This is a genomic window from Paenibacillus andongensis, assembly GCF_025369935.1.
Lineage (GTDB): Bacteria > Bacillota > Bacilli > Paenibacillales > NBRC-103111 > Paenibacillus_E > Paenibacillus_E andongensis.
In genome coordinates, this window is record NZ_CP104467.1 from 7,475,980 (window position 1) to 7,493,251 (window position 17,272).

The following is a 17,272-nucleotide window of genomic DNA, read 5'->3' on the forward strand; positions in this document are numbered from 1 at the left end:
CTTCTTTTCAGTTGTCCTATAATTAACTTGTAAAGATAATGAGGTAGAGAAAGGGGATTTTCAATGAAAGTGCAGATTAGAAAATGGAGCATGCTCTCGATGACTGCCATGATAGCGCTGTCCCTAAGTGCATGTGGTTCCGGAAATAAACCAAGTACTACGGGAAGCAGTCCTGCTGCAACGGCAGCACCCGCGGCTACAACCTCCCAGCCCGTTAAGCTTCGCATTGTATGGTGGGGTTCACAGGCAAGGCACGACGCTACATTAAAAGCACTAGAAGCGTATACAAAGAAACATCCGAACGTAACCTTTGAGCCAGAATTCTCTGGGTTTGATGGCTACGCGGATAAGCTAGCTACCCAAGCTGCTGCCAAAAATGCTCCTGATATTATCCAAATGGATCCGGCTTGGCTCGCTGAGTATGCAGGGAGAAACCAGCTGGCTGACTTATCCAAAGGCATTCGTACCGAAGATATCGACAAGTCCCTCGTTGATTCAGGGAAATTTAAAGATAAGCTTTATGCCATCGCGCTAGGCAATAATGCAACTGGCATGATTTATAATAAGAATGCCGTTGATAAACTAGGGATTACACCACCCAAAAACGGCTGGACATGGGACGAATACTTCCAATTCGGTAAAGACGCTAAAGCCAAGCTCGAGAAAGACAAATATGTGTTGATGGATGCAACATCCGATTATACCACGTATTCTGCTTATCAAATTAGCCAAGGCAAAGGCTATCCGATCACCGAAGACGGCAAATTTAACTTCGATAAAGATACGTGGCTGACCTTTGTTAAGAAATATACGGAGCTGCGTACAGCCGGAGTTGTTCCTCCAGCTGAGATTGCCAGCACAGACAAAGAGTCCGATGCAAAGCTTGACTTAATGAACAATGACAGCGTATTGATGAAACGTACTTTCGCCGCGCTATTCCCAGGTTACGAGGGTGTAAAACCAGGTGCTTACTCACTCGTTGCTCAGCCTAAAGGATCAAAGTCCAGCGGTTGGCTGAAGCCTTCTATGTTCTGGTCCGTAAGTGCTGATTCCAAGTATGTGGAAGAATCCAAGAAATTCATCGACTGGTTCGTGAATGATAGCGAAGCCGCAGACATTCTAACGACAACAAGAGGCGTGCCAGTTTCCAAGAAAATGCTTGAATACCTAACACCTAAGTTAACACCGGCAGATAAATTGCAAATTGAACTCATTAAAAATGTTGCTCCTGACGCTCAACCTTTTAATGCTGGGGCTAAAGGCTGGAGTAACTATACAGCTAAAGATTATAAGAGTATCGGTGAAAAAGTGATGTTCGGTAAAATAACGCCTGAAGCTGCTTTTGATGAGCTTGTGAAAAAGGCGAAGGATTATCAATAAATACGTGAATGAAGGCTGTCCTCATGTAGATCTACTTGAGGACAGCCTTCTTTTGTTATTCCTGCGCAGCTGGGAACATTCCCGTAGAAATGGCAATGCGATTCCAAGCATTGATGATATTGATCGCCATAATCAGAACGACATACTCCTTCTCATCAAAATGCTTCCTCACATTCTCATAAACTGCTTGTGGAACTCCGTTCTCCGAAATGCGAGTGACGGTCTCCGTCAATTCCAGCAAAGCTCTTTCTTTGTCGGAATAAAAAGGAGCTTCCCGCCAAGCCGTTAGCAAGTTAATTCTTTGCTCTGTTTCACCCATGTTCCGCAAGTCTCTGGTGTGCATGTCGATGCAGAAGGCGCAGCCATTGATCTGAGACGCTCTAATTTTGATAAGCTCATACAGCTTGGCATCCAAACCGCTTGTTTTAATAAAGCCTTCCAGCTTCAGCATCGCTTGCAAAGCTTCCGGGTTTACCTGACTATAATTCAATCTAACTTCCATGTGAATCTCCTCCATAAGCGTTTAATTTAGGGTTGCCCTTATAAGACAAATAAGTCAGGAGATTTGTGACAACACGGAAGAAATATGCTGAAGTTTATCCGGATTCATCATTTGATAAATATGATTGGCTTGCGGCTGATGCTTCTCCATCTCAAAACAGATGACCATATCAGCCTTATGATCCTTAACGAGCACTAGACCAGCTTGACCATTGATAAGAAAAGGCAGCCATTGCCCCTGCAGTGAGCCTTTTCCTGCAATACCTTCAAAGAGTGCCTGAATGCGCTGTTTCCCGAGTATCGTATGAATAGCCGTACGTCTTTTGCCGCCACCATCTGAAACCAGCACAGCATCTTCCGTGAGCAAAGAAACAAAATCTTGGAAATTCCCAGTCTGAACGGCACTCAGGAATTTCTGTACAAGTGGCTGTGAGTCACCCAGCTTGCCCAAGCTTCGTTCATTATCCTGATTAATTTTCACCTTGGCTCGGCTATAGATTTTACGGCAGTTGATTTCGGTCTTATTTAACATTTCGGCAACCTCATTGTACTCATAACCCAATACTTCCCGTAATACGAATACCGCTCGCTCCACAGATGATAATTCCTGCAGCAGCACTAAAAAGGCATAGGAAATCGTTTCGTCTTGAACGACCTGTCCCATGGGATCTGCATGATTGGACATAAGGAGTGGTTCAGGCAGCCAGGCTCCAACGTAAACTTCCCTTTTCTTACGCGCAGATTTCAAGTCGTTTAGGCAGCGGTTCGTAATCATTTTAACTAAATAAGCCTTATGATTGGTGATGTTATCCGTATCTAGCGTTTGCAGGGTGGCAAATAAGTCCTGCACCATATCCTCGGCCTCCGACACAGATCCCAGCATCCGATAAGCCACAGTAAAAAGCAGGTGTTTATAAGTGCGATACACCATTTCCATTTCCATTTCCATACCATGTTCTCCAATCTTGGAAGCATGTATTGTATCTATTAATATACGTCAAAGCCTAAAATAACTGCGAAAGTGCAGCTATTTTGCTAAAATCGCTTCAGAAGTGGAAAAGCCTGCTAATCTGCAGGAATTTTTAGCTTTTCCATCCTGAAATTAAAAAGGACCGAAAAAGCCTGCACGATTGCAGGAATTTACGGATATGAGCTAGTTAAAGAAAAAAAGCATGTACATTTGCAGGTTTACCAAACCTACAATCACGCCTTCTCGTTAAAGTTCGCTCCAGACCAAAACATATAAATTCTTATGTAAAAAAAGAACGACCCTCAACATTAAGTTAAGAGCCGTTCTTAGAGAATGCTATTTGTGCAAGCTAAGCTTACAGTTTTACAACGTTCTCAGCTTGTGGTCCGCGGTTGCCTTGAACTACGTTGAACTCAACGCGTTGGCCTTCGTCCAAAGATTTGAAACCTTCGCCAGTGATTGCGGAGAAATGTACGAATACATCGTTGCCGCCTTCAACTTCGATAAAGCCAAATCCTTTTTCTGCGTTAAACCATTTTACTGTTCCTACTGCCATGGGTAATACCTCCAAAGTTTTATTAACATGTCTTTTTTCTTGTTTCGAACAAAAAAATTACACATTGGAAAAGGTTTCATTAACTTAATGATAACCCTTTGCAATACGCAATTCAGGTTGAATCTTTAAGACTTAACATTACTTTACCACACAATATCATGTAATGCAATTATCCCTAGAAGGGATTTCTTGCTAAAGTTAAGAACTCTTCCCTGTCCTCTATTTTCAAGGCAATTGCTAGTGCTAATGCGACATCTTTCGACGGTTCGATTCGACCATTTTCGATAGAATTGAGGATGGAATAGCTGATTCCCGCCTTCTCTCCGAGCTTACGGAGAGTTAGATTCTGCTGTTGTCTGAGCTCTTTTAATTTCGTATGAAACGCCACTGCTGCGCCCTCCTCAGCCATTTTGGTTGCCTTGCTGTCTGCGAATTTCCGCTTTAATTTTGTCGAATGGGTCCTGCCAATGGGGGGGCTTAAGGGTCTTGCCGGTCTCATTTTTATGAACTCGTCCATCGGGCCATACCTTGGACATATTTGCATGCTGAACAATGTCAAAAATCGGTCCAGGCTCCACGCCCATTTCAACCAAAGTACCAAGGACAAAATATAACTCATCGATCATCGCATCCACTTCGTCTTCCAGTGTGGCTGCTTCTTTGAACTCCTGGAGTTCCTCTTCCATCCAAGCTAGACGAGCAGCTTTGCGGCTTTCGGAAAGGCGCTGTGGGGATGTGCCTACTGGATGCTCAAACGTTTCATGAAACTTTTTAACATCTTCAAATGCTTGTTTTAAGGTCATTTCGATTCTTCTGCTCCCTTGCAAACGGTTTTCTTTTATATACCATTTAAAAGTATGCTTGGTCAACAAGAAGCCCTCACTGCGATTCTCCTTCTGATAGGAGGATCGAGTGAGGGCTTAGGATTGCGGCTTTGCGGGGGAGGAATCGGATAAGCGCGGTTTTCGCGCTTATTGCCGCGGGAGCGCTCAGTTAAGCGCGGAAAACGCGCTTATTGGACTGCGACACCGGCGCGGGGAGCTGCTTGTCCAATTTTACAAATGACGGCCTGTAATGTATCTATCTTTCCAATATCCCGTATTCATATCGCGAATAACTACACCTGAGCTGGTCGTGTTGCTAATAAACTTACCATTGCCTAAATAGATGCCTACATGATTAATGCGGCCCGGTTTGCTAACGCTGAAAAAGACGAGATCGCCTTTTTGTAGTTGCGATTTTTTCCTAACAGGAGTTCCTACTTTCGTTTGGGCGCTAGAACCCCAAGGAATCGTTATGCCGTTCTTCTTGAATACCATTTGCGTAAAAGCCGAGCAGTCTAAGAGTAAACGATTCGTATCTCTAACACCAAATCGGTAGCGAACTTTACCTATATAGTATTGCGCCGTACGTACGATGCTGGCAGCTTTGCTGGCACTCGTTGCGCTTGCGCTGTATGTTGCGGTTGCTGCAGCGTCTGTTGCTGCATGAGCGGACTGTGGACTAAGGAACATCGTTCCTGAAGTTAACAAGGAAAGGCTTAGGCTTATCCCCACTAACGATTTGCTAAGGCGGTTGTTTTTCACTACTAGCATGATTGGACTTCCTCCTTCATGGATCGTGTTGTGATGGGCTTGTTTGCCCTAAATACACCTTACCACACTACGATCACCCAGCATTTACCTGAAAAGGGAGGAAGACACGCCACGCCTAGCGTTATCCGCTATTCTTAGAATTTCATGAGAATTTGGTGAAAATCATTCCCTTGACACATATTTATCCGGTTTATCTGCGTTCTCTTGGCGATATTCCGAAGGGGTTACACCGTACTTTTTGCGGAAAACTTGCGAGAAGTGGCGCATGTCATGGTACCCGATACGTTCAGCCACGTCAGCGAGCTTGAGCTTGGGATTCATCAGCAGCTGCTTAGCCTGCTCCAAACGCAAGTGAATAACGTACTCCTTGAAGCCCTGACCGGTCTTCTGCTTAAAAAGCTGGCTAAAGTAGACCGAGTTTAAATAAACAATCGAAGCGACCTTCTCTAGCGACAGATCAGCATGGTAGTGCGTGCGGATGTACTGCAGGGCAACCTCTATGGAGCGATCGCTGCCGCTGGCATGGTGCTCGTAGATTTGCGTCGTTGAAGCTTGCCGCATACGATGTACTTCTGCCGGCACCGCTTGGAAGCAGTCGATCAGATCGGAACTCATCATCTGGAAGGGCACCTTCAAGTATTTCACAAGATGGCTGCGCAGCTCGTCAATCAGCAGGGTCAGGTAGCCGCCTTCGGGCAGCGTGACTAGTCCTAGCAGGCTTTTGCTGTCGTGCACCGTCACGAAGCCCTTGCCGTAGCGCTCGATAAGCTCAAGCATGACGTTCTCGATAATGAAATTTTCGAGGAAGACGGGCTTATCGGTCTCCATTTTAACCATAATGAGATGAAAATAAGGGTACTGCTCCATGAAGGGACCCATGTCGATGCGGCCCGTGTCCAAACCCTGCGCAAAACGCTGGAAGACGGCTTCCTGCAAGTATTTGCGGTTGGCCTTCAGCAGTTCAGCCTCTTCGATCAGCTCCGTTTCACGCGTGATTTCTTCGCTTAGCTTACTGATCATGTCAATCAAAACTTCTTTGCCGATCGGCTTAAGCAAATAGTCCTTCGCCCCTAACCGCACAGCCTCTTGGGCATAGGCAAACTCCGAATAAGCCGAAATGACAACCCATTTCACATGGGGATGTCGACTCAGCGACATATTCATAAGCTCTAGACCGGTCATCCCCGGCATCAAAATATCCGTGAGAACAATATGAATCGGATGGCTCCGCAGCAGCGTGACGGCTTGCTCCGCATTCGCAGCCAGATGAACCCGATGCTCGGGGAAACGGTTCTGCAGCGTACGCTGGATGCCCTCTCGAATGACGGTTTCATCATCTACGATGAGAATGTCCATGGTTTACATTCCTTTCCGAGGAAGCGGCATCACGATGATGACGGTTGTTCCTTCCCCTTGTTTACTATGAATACGAAGCCCGTAGGCATCTCCGAACATTAACGCTATGCGGCGGTGAACATTGGTAAGTCCAATGCCCCGCCTTGTTTTCACAGAAGGACTTGCCGTTAGGACCGAGCTTGAAGCTATTTGCTGTTCTATTTTCATCGAAGCCACCAAGCCACCCGCTTCCGCTGTATCCGCACGCAGCAGCTCCTGCATCTCCGCTAGTGTGCTCTCCTCGATGCCGACCCCGTTATCCTTAATAATAATATGTAGCTCTTGCTCATGAACCTCCGTGAAAACACAGAGATTTCCTTGCTCACGAAGAGGCTCCAGCCCATATTTAACCGCGTTCTCGATGATCGGCTGCAAGGTCATTTTCGGTAGGATGACATCAAGAACATCGGGATCAATTTGTATGTCCGTACGAACTCTGCCTTCCAAACGGCTCTCAATAATCGTGATGTAATGGCGCATTTGGTCCAGCTCCTGCCGCAGTGTCGTCTTAGACGCTTCCTGCCAGTCGCTGCTGTAGCGGAACATGTGGGACAGGGCCAAGATCACCTTGCCTAATCGATCGTTCTCCCGCTCATCCAGCATCCAATAAATCATATCCAGTGTGTTATAGAGGAAATGAGGGTTGACCTGCGATTGCAGCGCCTGCAGCTCCGCATTCTTCTCACTCATGGAAGAGAGTGTAATGCGCTCGATAAGCTCATCCATCCGGTTCACCATTCGGTTAAACGATGAAACCAACGAATTGATTTCCTCAAACGACTTTACGGTCACTGAGCCTTTGAAATTCCCCATCTCTACTTGCTTCATCTCGCGGATGAGCAGCTTGAGCGGTGATGCAATGTTGCGGGAAATAAGACTCGCTAGAGCGGTTGACAAAAAAACTAGTACAACAATGACGACGTATAAGTACTCTCTCGTCTTTACGACCTCGGCGTTGATATCCCCTTTTGGGGTCAAACCGAACACCGTCCAATCCGACATCTTCGCTTTCGCGGCGACAATAAGATGATCCGTTCGATCATCAACGATGATCTCATTCGCTTGCGGACGCGGAAGCCCGCTGAAAGAAGGCGGAATGACCTTCTCTTCCGCAGTGGAAGCGATCATCCGGTTCTCGCGATCAACAATATACACGAGACTGTTCGGGCTGATGGTCACGTTCGAAAGTGCAGCTAGAATCGGCTGCGGATTCGTCTCGATGAGCATGACGCCGATCACACGATGGTCCGTTAAATCGTATAGCTTGCGCCCAAATATGAATAACGGATCCTTCTGAAACTGATTGATGACAGAGCCTTGGAACAGCCCAAGCCAAACCATCTCACCGGATGAATCCTGCAGCTTCCGGTACCACGCCGAGGTTGGATAGTTGGTGTCCATAACACTATGGAATCCTCGTTCGTAGTTATAGTTTTTGCCGGCATTCGTAATCACATGAATGCCGACAATATCATCGCGCGAGTAATAGATAGCCCCTAAGATGTTAGTAATCGTGCGCTCATTAATAATGCTAACAGCTTCATCCTTATTGATGTCGCGATCTTGGATTAATCGGAGCAGCTCAAAATTGCTGTTCAGAGATTTCGTGATACTGTCATAGCCTTGCAGCAGCAAATCAAATAGGCCTACGGTTTGGGAAATATTTTTCTCCGCCAAATCACTAATTTTACTATGGATGATATCCGTCGTCTTCTTATAATAGAGCACGCTTCCCAAGAGAACGAGGACTAACATGCAGGAGGTAAATAACAGAAATAGCCGGTTATGAATGGAGTGTAAGCCTCGTGTCACTTAGGTTTAGGTCCCCTTTCGTTATATGCTACCCCCTATTTTATCACAGGCATCCCAAGAGACAGCAAAAAGAGAGGGGTGAAATTAACCCTTCACCGCTCCCGCTACCATACCTTTTGTAATTTTGTCAGCTAACAAGAAATAGATGAGAATGACCGGCAGCGCACCTAATACAAGGAAGGCACCGATTGCTCCGTAATTAACCGAATATTGGCTGACGAAGCTGTTCACCCCGAAAGGAAGCGTCTTAAGCCGCTCCGACGAAATGAAAGTCGCCGCGAGAATGTATTCATTCCATATACTAATGAAAGTTAAAATACAGACCGTCATCATCGGAGGAATCGAAATCGGCAAAATGATACTGCGGAAGATCCGGAAAACCCCCGCGCCATCCATGACGGCGGATTCCTCAATCTCACTAGGAATGGATTTCATAAATCCACTGAGGATAAAGACCGCAATCGGCGTCTGGAACGCTATATAAGGAAGAATAATTGAAATATGCGTGTTCAGTGCGTGTAGATTTTTGAAAATAATCATAAGCGGCAATAACGTTGCCTGCAGCGGCACCATCATCCCAATGAGGAAGATGACCATCACGACTTGACCGTATTTCCAACGGAATCGGGCGATCGCGAACGAGGTAAGAGAACTGAGCAGCAGGACGCTCACCATCGTAACCGAAGTGACGAATAAGCTATTTTTCAAATATTGAAAATAGTGTCCGGCCTTGATCGCATCCGTGAAATTCTTCCATTGCAGCGTATGAGGAAGAGCGAAAAACTGGCCCGACAGGATCTCTTCATTACTTTTTAATGAGTAAATAGCTAGCCAAATCAGCGGATATACTTGCGTAACCACGAGAAGGGATAGAAAGGCGATCACGATGATTTTGACGATAGAGAGGCGTTTGCGTCTCCGAATGGTTGCAGGCTTAGCCGAAGCTATTTCCCGTGCGGTCTGCATGGTAACACTCCCCTCCTTCATGAAAATCTTCTCTCTAGTCGGTTGAATACCGCATTAATAATAACCGTTGCGATCAAGCACATGCCGACCAAGAAAGCCGCAATCGCGCTTCCATACCCATATTTCATGGAGAGGAAGGACATGTTGTACATATGCGTGGAGATCACGTCTGTCGCGTGTGCCGGTCCCCCTGCGGTCATAACCATGACCATGTCGAACGCTTGCAGCGAGCCGATGAAGGCGAGGACAATCGATATTTTAAAAATCGGAATATTCATAGGGAAAGTAATGTGCCAGTCGGCTTTAAGCCCCTCGGCTCCGTCAATCCGGGCTGCCTCATAGATATCAGCAGGGATGTTCTGAATTCCAGTAAACTGGATCAGCGTATGGTAACCCAAGTACTGCCATAGGGCTACAAAATAGAGAGAATACATCGCAATCTTAGGATCTGTCAGCCACGATCTCGTCCAACCATGTAAATTAAGCATATCGAGCACTTGATTGAGCATGCCCCCCATCGCGGCGGGGTTATAGATGGTTTTCCACAATTGACCGATGATAACGACGGATAGAATAACAGGTAAAAAGTAACTCGAAACGAGGAAATTCGGTTTTTTGATAAATCGGTTCAGGAGAATAGCTACACCCAAAGCGATCGGAATTTCGGCCATGGAAAATACAGCAAACATCAAGGTACGGCGAACAGACGGCCAGAATACGGGGTCTGCGAATAGCAGGGTATGAAAATTTTTAAGACCGACAAATGTCGAATCGCCAATTCCGTTCCAATCCAGCAAACCACTGTAAAGAGACACGAGAATCGGGACGAAAACGAGGCTCACATAGATCAGCAAACACGGTAATACAAACATGGCAATTGTCCACTTGGAGACTCTTAACACATTCACTTGGCTCGCCTCCTTCCTGACATATACCAATCGGAATTTACCTTCAGCCCATCGCGGCGCTCAAGATAAATTCCGATTCGGCTGCTAATTCATCTTATTTTTTATTCGTTTCATAAGCGGTTTGGTGTTCTTTGCCTACTTCAGCAGGATCTTTCTTCTGTACGAAAAGGTTTTGGATGCTAGTTAAGTGGCCTTGCGCTGTTCCTGGATTCATCGTATTGTCGAACGCAAGATCGCCGCCTTTTACTTGTTTGAACAAGCCAAGCACTTCCATCGCCATATCCGAGTAACCAGCGGCTTTGAAGTCGCCATCTACTTTTTGTGCGATACCTACAGCACCTTTTACAGCAAAAGCTTCTTTAGGGAAGTTCAGCATGAAGTAGTTCAAGAAATCTTTGGTTTCTTTCAAATGTTTGCTGTTTGCAGAAATGGCGAACGCGCTTCCTGGAGCAAGCATGAACTCGTCAGGGTTCCCTTTGCCTTTAACGGTTGGGAATTTGAACACGCCAACTTTACCATTCACGGAAGAGGTTTCGATACCGCCGGTTGCCCAGCTGCCCATAAAGTACATAGCGGCTTTGCCGGTTTTGAACAAGTTTTCTCCTGCGTTGTAGTCAAAAGATGTTGCGCCCTCTTGGAACGCGCCAGCTTGAATCAGGTCTTGGAAGCTGCTTACTGCTTCTGTGAATGCCGGATCAGCGAATGTCTTTTTGCCATCAACGACAGATTGTAGGAAGCCAGGGCCGCCATTGGTGCGAAGCAGTACGTTCATGAACAAGAAGGAACCCGTCCAGGAATCTTTTTCACCGATCGCCATGGGCTGAATGCCTTTGCCTTTAAGTGTTTTGACCGCTGTAACCATCTCTTCGAAAGTCTTCGGCACTTCAACGCCAGCTTGCTTGAATAGATCTTTATTGTAGTAAACAACAGCAATGTTGTTACCGTCAGGCAAAGCGTAAATGTTGTTGTTGAACGTATACCAGTTCAGAATACCTTCTTGGAACGTCCCTTTTAATCCGTTTTGATCCACCATATCGTTCAATGGCGCGAACAGGCCAGCATCGACGAAAGGCTTCATTTGCGCTGCCGGATTCACGATTGTGATATCGGGAACCTCTTTGGAAGCGGCTTGTGTTTTGAGCTTCAGCTTTTGTTGATCCGTGTTCAGGGAGTCAAGCTCGATCTTAATCGTTGGATTTTTCGTTTGGTAATCGTTAACGATTTTCTTCAACATGCCGTTCTTTGGATCCGTTGGATCCGGATATATATTTTGGAACGTGATCGTAATGTTCTCTGCTTTTTTTGCTTGTGCTGTCGCAGTCGGTGCCTCGCTTGCTTTCGTATCTGTTGTGCTGCCGCTCGTACTTCCACCTGAACCGCATGCCGTTAAGCTGATAGCCATCAAGCTAGCTGCAACGACGCTTAGTGCTTTATATTTAGTTACCAATTTGAATCCCCCTCGTTTGGTTGTTGTTCTTGATGTCCTTATTATTGCTCGAAATTGGCAACCCTTACAATGTGGGAACTATAGGTATGATGTTTGATTTTTATAGGTTTATGTTGGAATTGGGGGGGGATGGGTGAGTACTGGTGGGGGGATTGCTGGAGGGGCGGCGTCAGGCCAGCTATCTCATCAATTTCAAATCCGCTAGTTACAACTCAAATCTTTCCCCTCTTTGGAACCCCTACCTGTATCCGACTAACCTCTCCCCTTATCCGCTTACTCCGCAAAAAACAAAGGTATCCTCCCTTCCTGCTGAATTGACACTTATTCACACTCCTAGAACCTATAGCTACCCATACAATAACAATCAGCTTTCTATTTAAAAATAGCTGCCTTGTACAGCAAAAAAGATCAACCTCTCTCGCTAGTTCAGCGAATAAGAGGTCGATCTTTAAAGATAAATGATAAGTACAGCTTATAAAAACTAGTAAGCCTTCGGAACCTCGACTCTGTGCGTAACACCGTCTTCGGTGAAATAAATATGCGTGTCGAAGCCTTGATCATCCATGAAATAGGACACGTATTTCGGCTCGCCGTGCTTGATCGGCACTAGGAGTGTAGCAATGCGGTGACTGCGCGCCGGCTTGCTAGTAGCTTTGAGATGCCAGTGCAGCGGCAGTCCCTCGATTTCGGCTGGATCCACATCCGTAAAGCCTTGATGCTGGGTCAGCTCCAACTCACCAGATGAGCAATAGACGAAACGGCCGTCCATATCCGCTTTGCGGCCTTGGACTTTGAAAGTCTGTCCGTTCAGCTTCATTTCATACAGCGTTTGGAACAGCCAGTCAACAGAGCCTGCCTGCGACAGGTCGATGTAGTCGACGACAACAACGTACGTACCGAAGAAGTAGAGCTCGCGTACATAACGCTCCAAATAAGGAACGTATTCCTTGTATGCTGCGGTTGCGTTACTGCGGGAATAACCGTAGCCTTTGCGCTGCTCGGCAACTTCAACGAACCCGTTAGCCGCCATGTTCAGCACTTTGTTCTTTTCGGCATATTGGCCCAAACCGTCAATCAAAATATTGTTCGTCGAGCGCGTCTGTCTGCGCCAGTTCATGTGCATCGTGCTGCTGAATGCCACGTAATAGCCGCTTTCAATGGCGAGCGGTTCCCCGTAAGCATGCAGCAGGAAGCCGTTTTGGTCGCCATGACTATGGCTGACGGAGCCGTATTTGCTGCTCTTTGTCAACAGCATGATGTGGCGCTCTGGATCGGCCATTTGCAAGTGGAACGCCACCCAGCCGATGTCGCGGAACCATTTGACCGGCTCAATATTCACATCGGTTGGGGCGATAGCTTCCACTTGCGGATAATCATGACGGTAGACCATTTCGTCGAAACGGAAATCCCACCAACCATAGTTGTAAAATTTCATTTCCGAATCGGTATCCGTTTCACGTACCCGCTCAAAATACCACTGGTACAAACCGTTACCAGTCACACCGGCGAACTGACGGATGTTAAAACCAGTCTTCAAGCTAACCGGATCGCCAAGGGTCGATTGATCACCGAAACTTGCCCGAAGGGTATCCGGACTGAAAGTGTATAGCGGGAAATCGCCTGTTTTCGTGAAAAATGGTCGTTTATAAAAGTTAATGCCGGTATATTTCTTCAGCAAATTCATCGCTTCTGTAACAAAAGCCATTCCGGTCGTCCAATACATCGGACCTTCCGCCCAACCTCCGTCCGGCCCGCCCCAAGGCGAATATAAGCACGCATAGTATTCGAGGGTATAATCCAGCCATTCACGAACCTCCGGCTCCTCATTCAGGAGCGCTATGCAGCACGGGACTAATACACTGGATAGCGAACGCACCGCATGACTATCGAACGGCACATGATGGATCTTGGAATTTTCAATAACATGCTGGGCGATTTGACGCGTACGGGCAAGCAGAACTTGCCGCACCCGCTTCCGCTCATCCTCTGTTAGCTGGGCATGAAGCCAATCATAGCCCCAGGCGATAGCTCCAGCCATACGGAAGGAGGCTTCGTCGTTGTAGTCGCGGCTTGTTGTACCATTCACGTCCCAGCTGCACAAATGGAGCAGCCACGTTTTCGCGCGATCCAGCAGCGTTTGGTCATTCAAAATCGTACCGGCCACCACGAGATGGCGAACCGCATAAAGAGCTTCTTGGGTGTCCATGTACATTTGGCGCCACAAATTAGCTACACGCTTATTGCCCGGGTATGGCAGTGGCTCTGCAATCAGCTCACGCTCAATCCAAAGTTTGACGGATTTCTCATAGAAGATATCAAACCCGCAATAAGCCGGATCTGTTGCTAGTCTACTGCGGAAGTCATCAAGCTCAGAGGATTGCAGCCACAATCTAGGGTGCTGCGAAGATGCTTCCGCGTATCGGTGTTCTCTGCTAGGCAGCGGAGTTTCCGGTAAATCGGCTGGCACCTCGAAGCGTCGAACGAGACTCCAGACAGTTTGTGTGCCATCTTCTTGGAGAAGAGCGTACCGCCAGAAATATGTACCTGGGGTTAACGCATCATCCGGTGTATATAAGTTGTATGGAATCGGCTTAATCGTTTGTGTGTCAGCCTGAGAGAAGGCCTCAGAATGCGAGATTTGCAGTACATAGCGATCATGCTCCAATTGTGCGGGAATCCACGTGAAACGAGGTGGGTTTTCCAGCAGTACAGTCTGCTCATTCGGTTCGTATTGTACAGTTAACACGCCGCTCTGCGGTTCGTATAATGGCGACAATGAAGTCATATCCATTCTCCTCCCGGATGGGTACTCTAATTTATAAAAAGCAAACCTTTATCAGCTGTTAATTGCATGCGCTTTGAGCTGTTTGTTGGTCCCGGAACCGTAATGACAATTTCCTGTGCGGAAATGCGCGTTAGCTCGGCACGGCTGCCTGCACGATAGACATGAATGAAGTCAGCCTGACGGTCATTGCGACGATGAAGCATCGCTATGAGCGATTGACTCGGGTCAACGGAGTCGCCCGGTGTCTGTACAGCGAGAAGCTCATCACCCGGTTGTACAAGCACCGTATGGAACACGGTCGCAGCGGGGCTGATGACGCTAGATGCGTGCGACTCCGAGTCAAAGGCCAGTGATTTATCAGAGCCTAGTTCATAAGATATGTGCAATTGAGATGCACCGCTTGCATCGACAGAATCGCTAGCAACAAACTGCCCGATGATCGGCAGATCTTGCTCAGAGATAGTGTCGGCGTCAGAAGCAATATCCTTCTGTTCAATGAGAAGCTTGTAAATTTCATCTCGGCCGAGCGATTGCAGCTGTTCGGCGTTAACTTGAACAGCAGGATGCATCCACCACTCGATGCTTTTCGGCTCTTCACCTGCGAGCTCGACTTGGAACCAATCAAGCAGCCATTCGCCGGTAAGCAGCAAATGGCGATTCATCGTGCACCCCTCGTAGGCTTCTGTTGACTGGAGCCAAGCGTATACAGTTGAATCGTTGGCCTCAAAGTGGACGCAGCGCCCTTCATGCGGCGCTTGGGATCGGCCGTCCAGCGACACGGTGTTGTGGCTGGCGGTTTCGGCAAACCACGATTTCCGCATGGGTGAGCCGTAAGGCACCATCCCGAAATCGGGCGTCAGGGTTTGCTCCGTGTGCATCAAGGTCAGATGCAGCTTGTCGTAGTGGCCGTGGGACCCGCCATGCTCGCCGAAATCGGCGAGGAACGACAGCGGGTTCCCGGCTGCGCGGCCGATGACGAAGCCGGCGTCCGGCCAGAGCCGCGACCCGCGCGGCTCTAGGGCAGGCGCGCGGTCAGCGGCCTCGCCAGCGCCGTAGAGCAGCGCCTCGAGCTGCTCGCCGCCTGCAGCGCCCAGCTGCCGGTACGCTTCGCGCAGGACCGGCGCGAGCCCGGCGATGCCGTAGATCGCGAGCCCCTGCTCAGCGATCTCGGCGATCTCGCGGGCGTAAGGGTCCCGCGCAAGCGGCCCGTCATGCAGGGCGGGAAGTGCGCCCTGGTCGTCGGCCAGATCGGCCAGCGCCTCGAGCATGCCACGCATGGATTGACCGTCTGCGCCGGTGGTGGCGTAGAGATCAATACCGAATCGATGCGCCATCTCAGCGGATATTAAATAAGCCCGAAGCACGAATACATGGTAATACGTGCTTCCCTCGAACTCCAGCTGATCGGCTTTCACACCGATCGATAAGTGATGTTTGAAGCCACCTTGGCCTTCAATAAGCGCTTCCAGAGCCGCTTGCCCTCCACGAGCGGCATAGACACAAGCTAATGATGCGTTCAGCCAAGCGGTGTAGTTGTTCTCCGCATTATTCCGCTCATGAATCAGAATATGCCGGTATTCTTCCATACTACCGGCGAGCAAACCCAGGAAGGCATCGATCGCCGCCTGTTCCTTCGCCTCAAAAACAACTCCCTCATCGCGCAGCAACAAGTAAGCGCGAATCAAGGTCGTGGACCAGATCGCCTCCGTCAGCGCCTGGTGAAAAGCACGCCCCTTCAGCATCCAGCCCTGTGCCTCCGGATGCACGGGATAGAGCGGAAACTGCTCTGCGTATTCTACGAGCAGCCTTTTGCTAATCTGCGCGTACGACTCTTCACCCAGCGCTGCAAAAACAGCAGCTGACTGCAAAGCCACCCGCGCAAGGGACTGGTGCTTGAACACCAGCCAAGCGCCTCGGTAAGCTTCTCCTTCAATTCGGCAGCCGTGCGGACATAGAAATTCGGACGCATCCACCTGCATTGAATCGAACGTCAGTTCGGTATGATGGTGTGGACAGACATACTGGTGCCACCACCCCCCAGGTTCCTTAGGAATTATTAGGCTGCCTGATTGCTGCAGCCTATCAATCTCCTCTTTCAAAATGTGCGCTGTTCGGCCTGCCCATGTCAGTTTTTCCAGCTTTTCGCCTAGCCTCATCGCATCATCATCCCGCCGTTGATTTCGATCGTTTCACCCGTTACGTAGGCAGCTAGATCGGAAACAAGGTAAAGCACGGCGCCTGCTACATCCTCAGGTGTTCCTTCACGCTGCAGCGGAATACCATTCACCGTTGCTAGACGTGCAGTGTCCGTCGTGAATGTCGCATGGAACATCGTATTTCCGATAAAGCCAGGGGAAACATTATTGACGGTAATTCCACTTGCCGCTACTTCCTTGGCTAATCCCTTGGAAAACGTTTGTACGGCTGCTTTGCTAGCTGCATATATACTGGAACCAGGTCCGCCGCCGTTATGCGCAGCAACCGATGTCATATTCACGATACGGCCGCAGCCCTTCGCTTTCATCCCGGCAAGCACCCTTTTGGACATGAACACGGCACTTTTTAAATTTACATCCATAATTCGGTTGTACATCTCTTCGAACATCTCAGAATTCGCCACACGCTGAACGAGATGGCCTGCATTGTTCACGAGAATATCAATCGTCCCACCCAATGCTTGCTCAACTTCGCTAACGAGTCTGTCGATTTGCTCCAAATTCGTTACATCCGCCTGTACCAACACGGCCTCGCCACCTGCCTCTTGAATGGCTGCTACAACTTCCTGCCCTTGCGCAACGTTATTCAAGCAGTTCACGCCAACCTTCGCCCCATTGCTAGCCAGAGCTAGTGCAATCGCGCGCCCAATCCCCGCGTTAGATCCTGTCACCAGTGCAATTTTCCCCGTCAAATCGATATTCATTTGAAATCCCTCCCATGTATGTGTTAAATTATTTAAT

The 17,272-nt window shown here is 48.2% G+C and carries 15 protein-coding genes; 1 reads left to right on the top strand and 14 read right to left on the bottom strand.

The window, feature by feature from the left end:
* The first annotated feature begins 63 nt into the window (after positions 1-63).
* The gene (locus NYR53_RS33530) at positions 64-1,380 is read left to right on the top strand and encodes an ABC transporter substrate-binding protein (protein WP_261303270.1); all 1,317 of its coding nucleotides are present in this window, start codon (positions 64-66) and stop codon (positions 1,378-1,380) included.
* Between the two features lie 55 nt (positions 1,381-1,435).
* On the opposite strand, the gene NYR53_RS33535 is transcribed toward NYR53_RS33530, so the two are convergent.
* The 14 genes from NYR53_RS33535 to NYR53_RS33600 all read right to left on the bottom strand — a co-directional run bounded on the left by NYR53_RS33535 (position 1,436) and on the right by NYR53_RS33600 (position 17,235).
* Positions 1,436-1,882, bottom strand: coding sequence for a carboxymuconolactone decarboxylase family protein (locus NYR53_RS33535; protein WP_261303271.1), 447 nt, complete (start codon positions 1,880-1,882; stop codon positions 1,436-1,438).
* A gap of 54 nt (positions 1,883-1,936) precedes the next feature.
* Positions 1,937-2,830, bottom strand: a complete 894-nt coding sequence (locus NYR53_RS33540; protein WP_261303272.1) for an RNA polymerase sigma-70 factor — start codon at positions 2,828-2,830, stop codon at positions 1,937-1,939.
* A gap of 376 nt (positions 2,831-3,206) precedes the next feature.
* The gene (locus tag NYR53_RS33545; RefSeq protein WP_028555213.1) at positions 3,207-3,407 is read right to left on the bottom strand and encodes a cold-shock protein; all 201 of its coding nucleotides are present in this window, start codon (positions 3,405-3,407) and stop codon (positions 3,207-3,209) included.
* Positions 3,408-3,582: 175 nt separating this feature from the next.
* Positions 3,583-3,795 carry a helix-turn-helix domain-containing protein gene (locus NYR53_RS33550; RefSeq protein WP_261303273.1) on the bottom strand — a complete coding sequence of 71 codons (213 nt, stop codon included), beginning with the start codon at positions 3,793-3,795 and terminating at the stop codon, positions 3,583-3,585.
* 13 nt (positions 3,796-3,808) lie between these two features.
* Positions 3,809-4,210 carry a pyrophosphohydrolase domain-containing protein gene (locus tag NYR53_RS33555; RefSeq protein WP_261303274.1) on the bottom strand — a complete coding sequence of 134 codons (402 nt, stop codon included), beginning with the start codon at positions 4,208-4,210 and terminating at the stop codon, positions 3,809-3,811.
* Positions 4,211-4,462: 252 nt separating this feature from the next.
* A complete protein-coding gene (locus NYR53_RS33560; RefSeq protein WP_261303275.1) occupies positions 4,463-5,002 on the bottom strand; it encodes a C40 family peptidase in 540 nt (179 codons plus the stop codon).
* Between the two features lie 162 nt (positions 5,003-5,164).
* Positions 5,165-6,358, bottom strand: coding sequence for a response regulator (locus tag NYR53_RS33565; protein ID WP_261303276.1), 1,194 nt, complete (start codon positions 6,356-6,358; stop codon positions 5,165-5,167).
* A 3-nt stretch (positions 6,359-6,361) separates the two neighbouring features.
* Positions 6,362-8,209, bottom strand: a complete 1,848-nt coding sequence (locus tag NYR53_RS33570) for a sensor histidine kinase (RefSeq protein ID WP_437180115.1) — start codon at positions 8,207-8,209, stop codon at positions 6,362-6,364.
* Between the two features lie 84 nt (positions 8,210-8,293).
* Positions 8,294-9,175, bottom strand: coding sequence for a carbohydrate ABC transporter permease (locus NYR53_RS33575; protein WP_084595214.1), 882 nt, complete (start codon positions 9,173-9,175; stop codon positions 8,294-8,296).
* Positions 9,176-9,192: 17 nt separating this feature from the next.
* Positions 9,193-10,083, bottom strand: a complete 891-nt coding sequence (locus tag NYR53_RS33580; protein WP_261303277.1) for a carbohydrate ABC transporter permease — start codon at positions 10,081-10,083, stop codon at positions 9,193-9,195.
* Between the two features lie 94 nt (positions 10,084-10,177).
* On the bottom strand, positions 10,178-11,485 hold the full coding sequence (locus NYR53_RS33585; protein ID WP_261306612.1) for an extracellular solute-binding protein: 1,308 nt from the start codon (positions 11,483-11,485) through the stop codon (positions 10,178-10,180).
* 526 nt (positions 11,486-12,011) lie between these two features.
* The gene (locus tag NYR53_RS33590; protein ID WP_261303278.1) at positions 12,012-14,315 is read right to left on the bottom strand and encodes a DUF4962 domain-containing protein; all 2,304 of its coding nucleotides are present in this window, start codon (positions 14,313-14,315) and stop codon (positions 12,012-12,014) included.
* Between the two features lie 26 nt (positions 14,316-14,341).
* Positions 14,342-16,471, bottom strand: coding sequence for a heparinase II/III domain-containing protein (locus tag NYR53_RS33595; protein ID WP_261303279.1), 2,130 nt, complete (start codon positions 16,469-16,471; stop codon positions 14,342-14,344).
* On the bottom strand, positions 16,468-17,235 hold the full coding sequence (locus NYR53_RS33600) for an SDR family NAD(P)-dependent oxidoreductase (RefSeq protein ID WP_261303280.1): 768 nt from the start codon (positions 17,233-17,235) through the stop codon (positions 16,468-16,470). The genes NYR53_RS33595 and NYR53_RS33600 overlap by 4 nt, the downstream gene beginning before the upstream one ends.
* Positions 17,236-17,272: the final 37 nt, after the last annotated feature.

Excerpts from the sequence above, each read along its gene's own strand:
- NYR53_RS33530 (WP_261303270.1), top strand. The coding sequence starts at position 64 with ATGAAAGTGCAGATTAGAAAATGGAGCATGCTCTCGATGACTGCCATG.
- NYR53_RS33535 (WP_261303271.1), bottom strand. The coding sequence starts at position 1,882 with ATGGAAGTTAGATTGAATTATAGTCAGGTAAACCCGGAAGCTTTGCAA.
- NYR53_RS33540 (WP_261303272.1), bottom strand. The coding sequence starts at position 2,830 with ATGGAAATGGAAATGGAAATGGTGTATCGCACTTATAAACACCTGCTT.
- NYR53_RS33545 (WP_028555213.1), bottom strand. The coding sequence starts at position 3,407 with ATGGCAGTAGGAACAGTAAAATGGTTTAACGCAGAAAAAGGATTTGGC.
- NYR53_RS33555 (WP_261303274.1), bottom strand. The coding sequence starts at position 4,210 with ATGACCTTAAAACAAGCATTTGAAGATGTTAAAAAGTTTCATGAAACG.
- NYR53_RS33560 (WP_261303275.1), bottom strand. The coding sequence starts at position 5,002 with ATGCTAGTAGTGAAAAACAACCGCCTTAGCAAATCGTTAGTGGGGATA.
- NYR53_RS33565 (WP_261303276.1), bottom strand. The coding sequence starts at position 6,358 with ATGGACATTCTCATCGTAGATGATGAAACCGTCATTCGAGAGGGCATC.
- NYR53_RS33575 (WP_084595214.1), bottom strand. The coding sequence starts at position 9,175 with ATGCAGACCGCACGGGAAATAGCTTCGGCTAAGCCTGCAACCATTCGG.
- NYR53_RS33585 (WP_261306612.1), bottom strand. The coding sequence starts at position 11,485 with ATGGCTATCAGCTTAACGGCATGCGGTTCAGGTGGAAGTACGAGCGGC.
- NYR53_RS33590 (WP_261303278.1), bottom strand. The coding sequence starts at position 14,315 with ATGACTTCATTGTCGCCATTATACGAACCGCAGAGCGGCGTGTTAACT.
- NYR53_RS33595 (WP_261303279.1), bottom strand. The coding sequence starts at position 16,471 with ATGAGGCTAGGCGAAAAGCTGGAAAAACTGACATGGGCAGGCCGAACA.
- NYR53_RS33600 (WP_261303280.1), bottom strand. The coding sequence starts at position 17,235 with ATGAATATCGATTTGACGGGGAAAATTGCACTGGTGACAGGATCTAAC.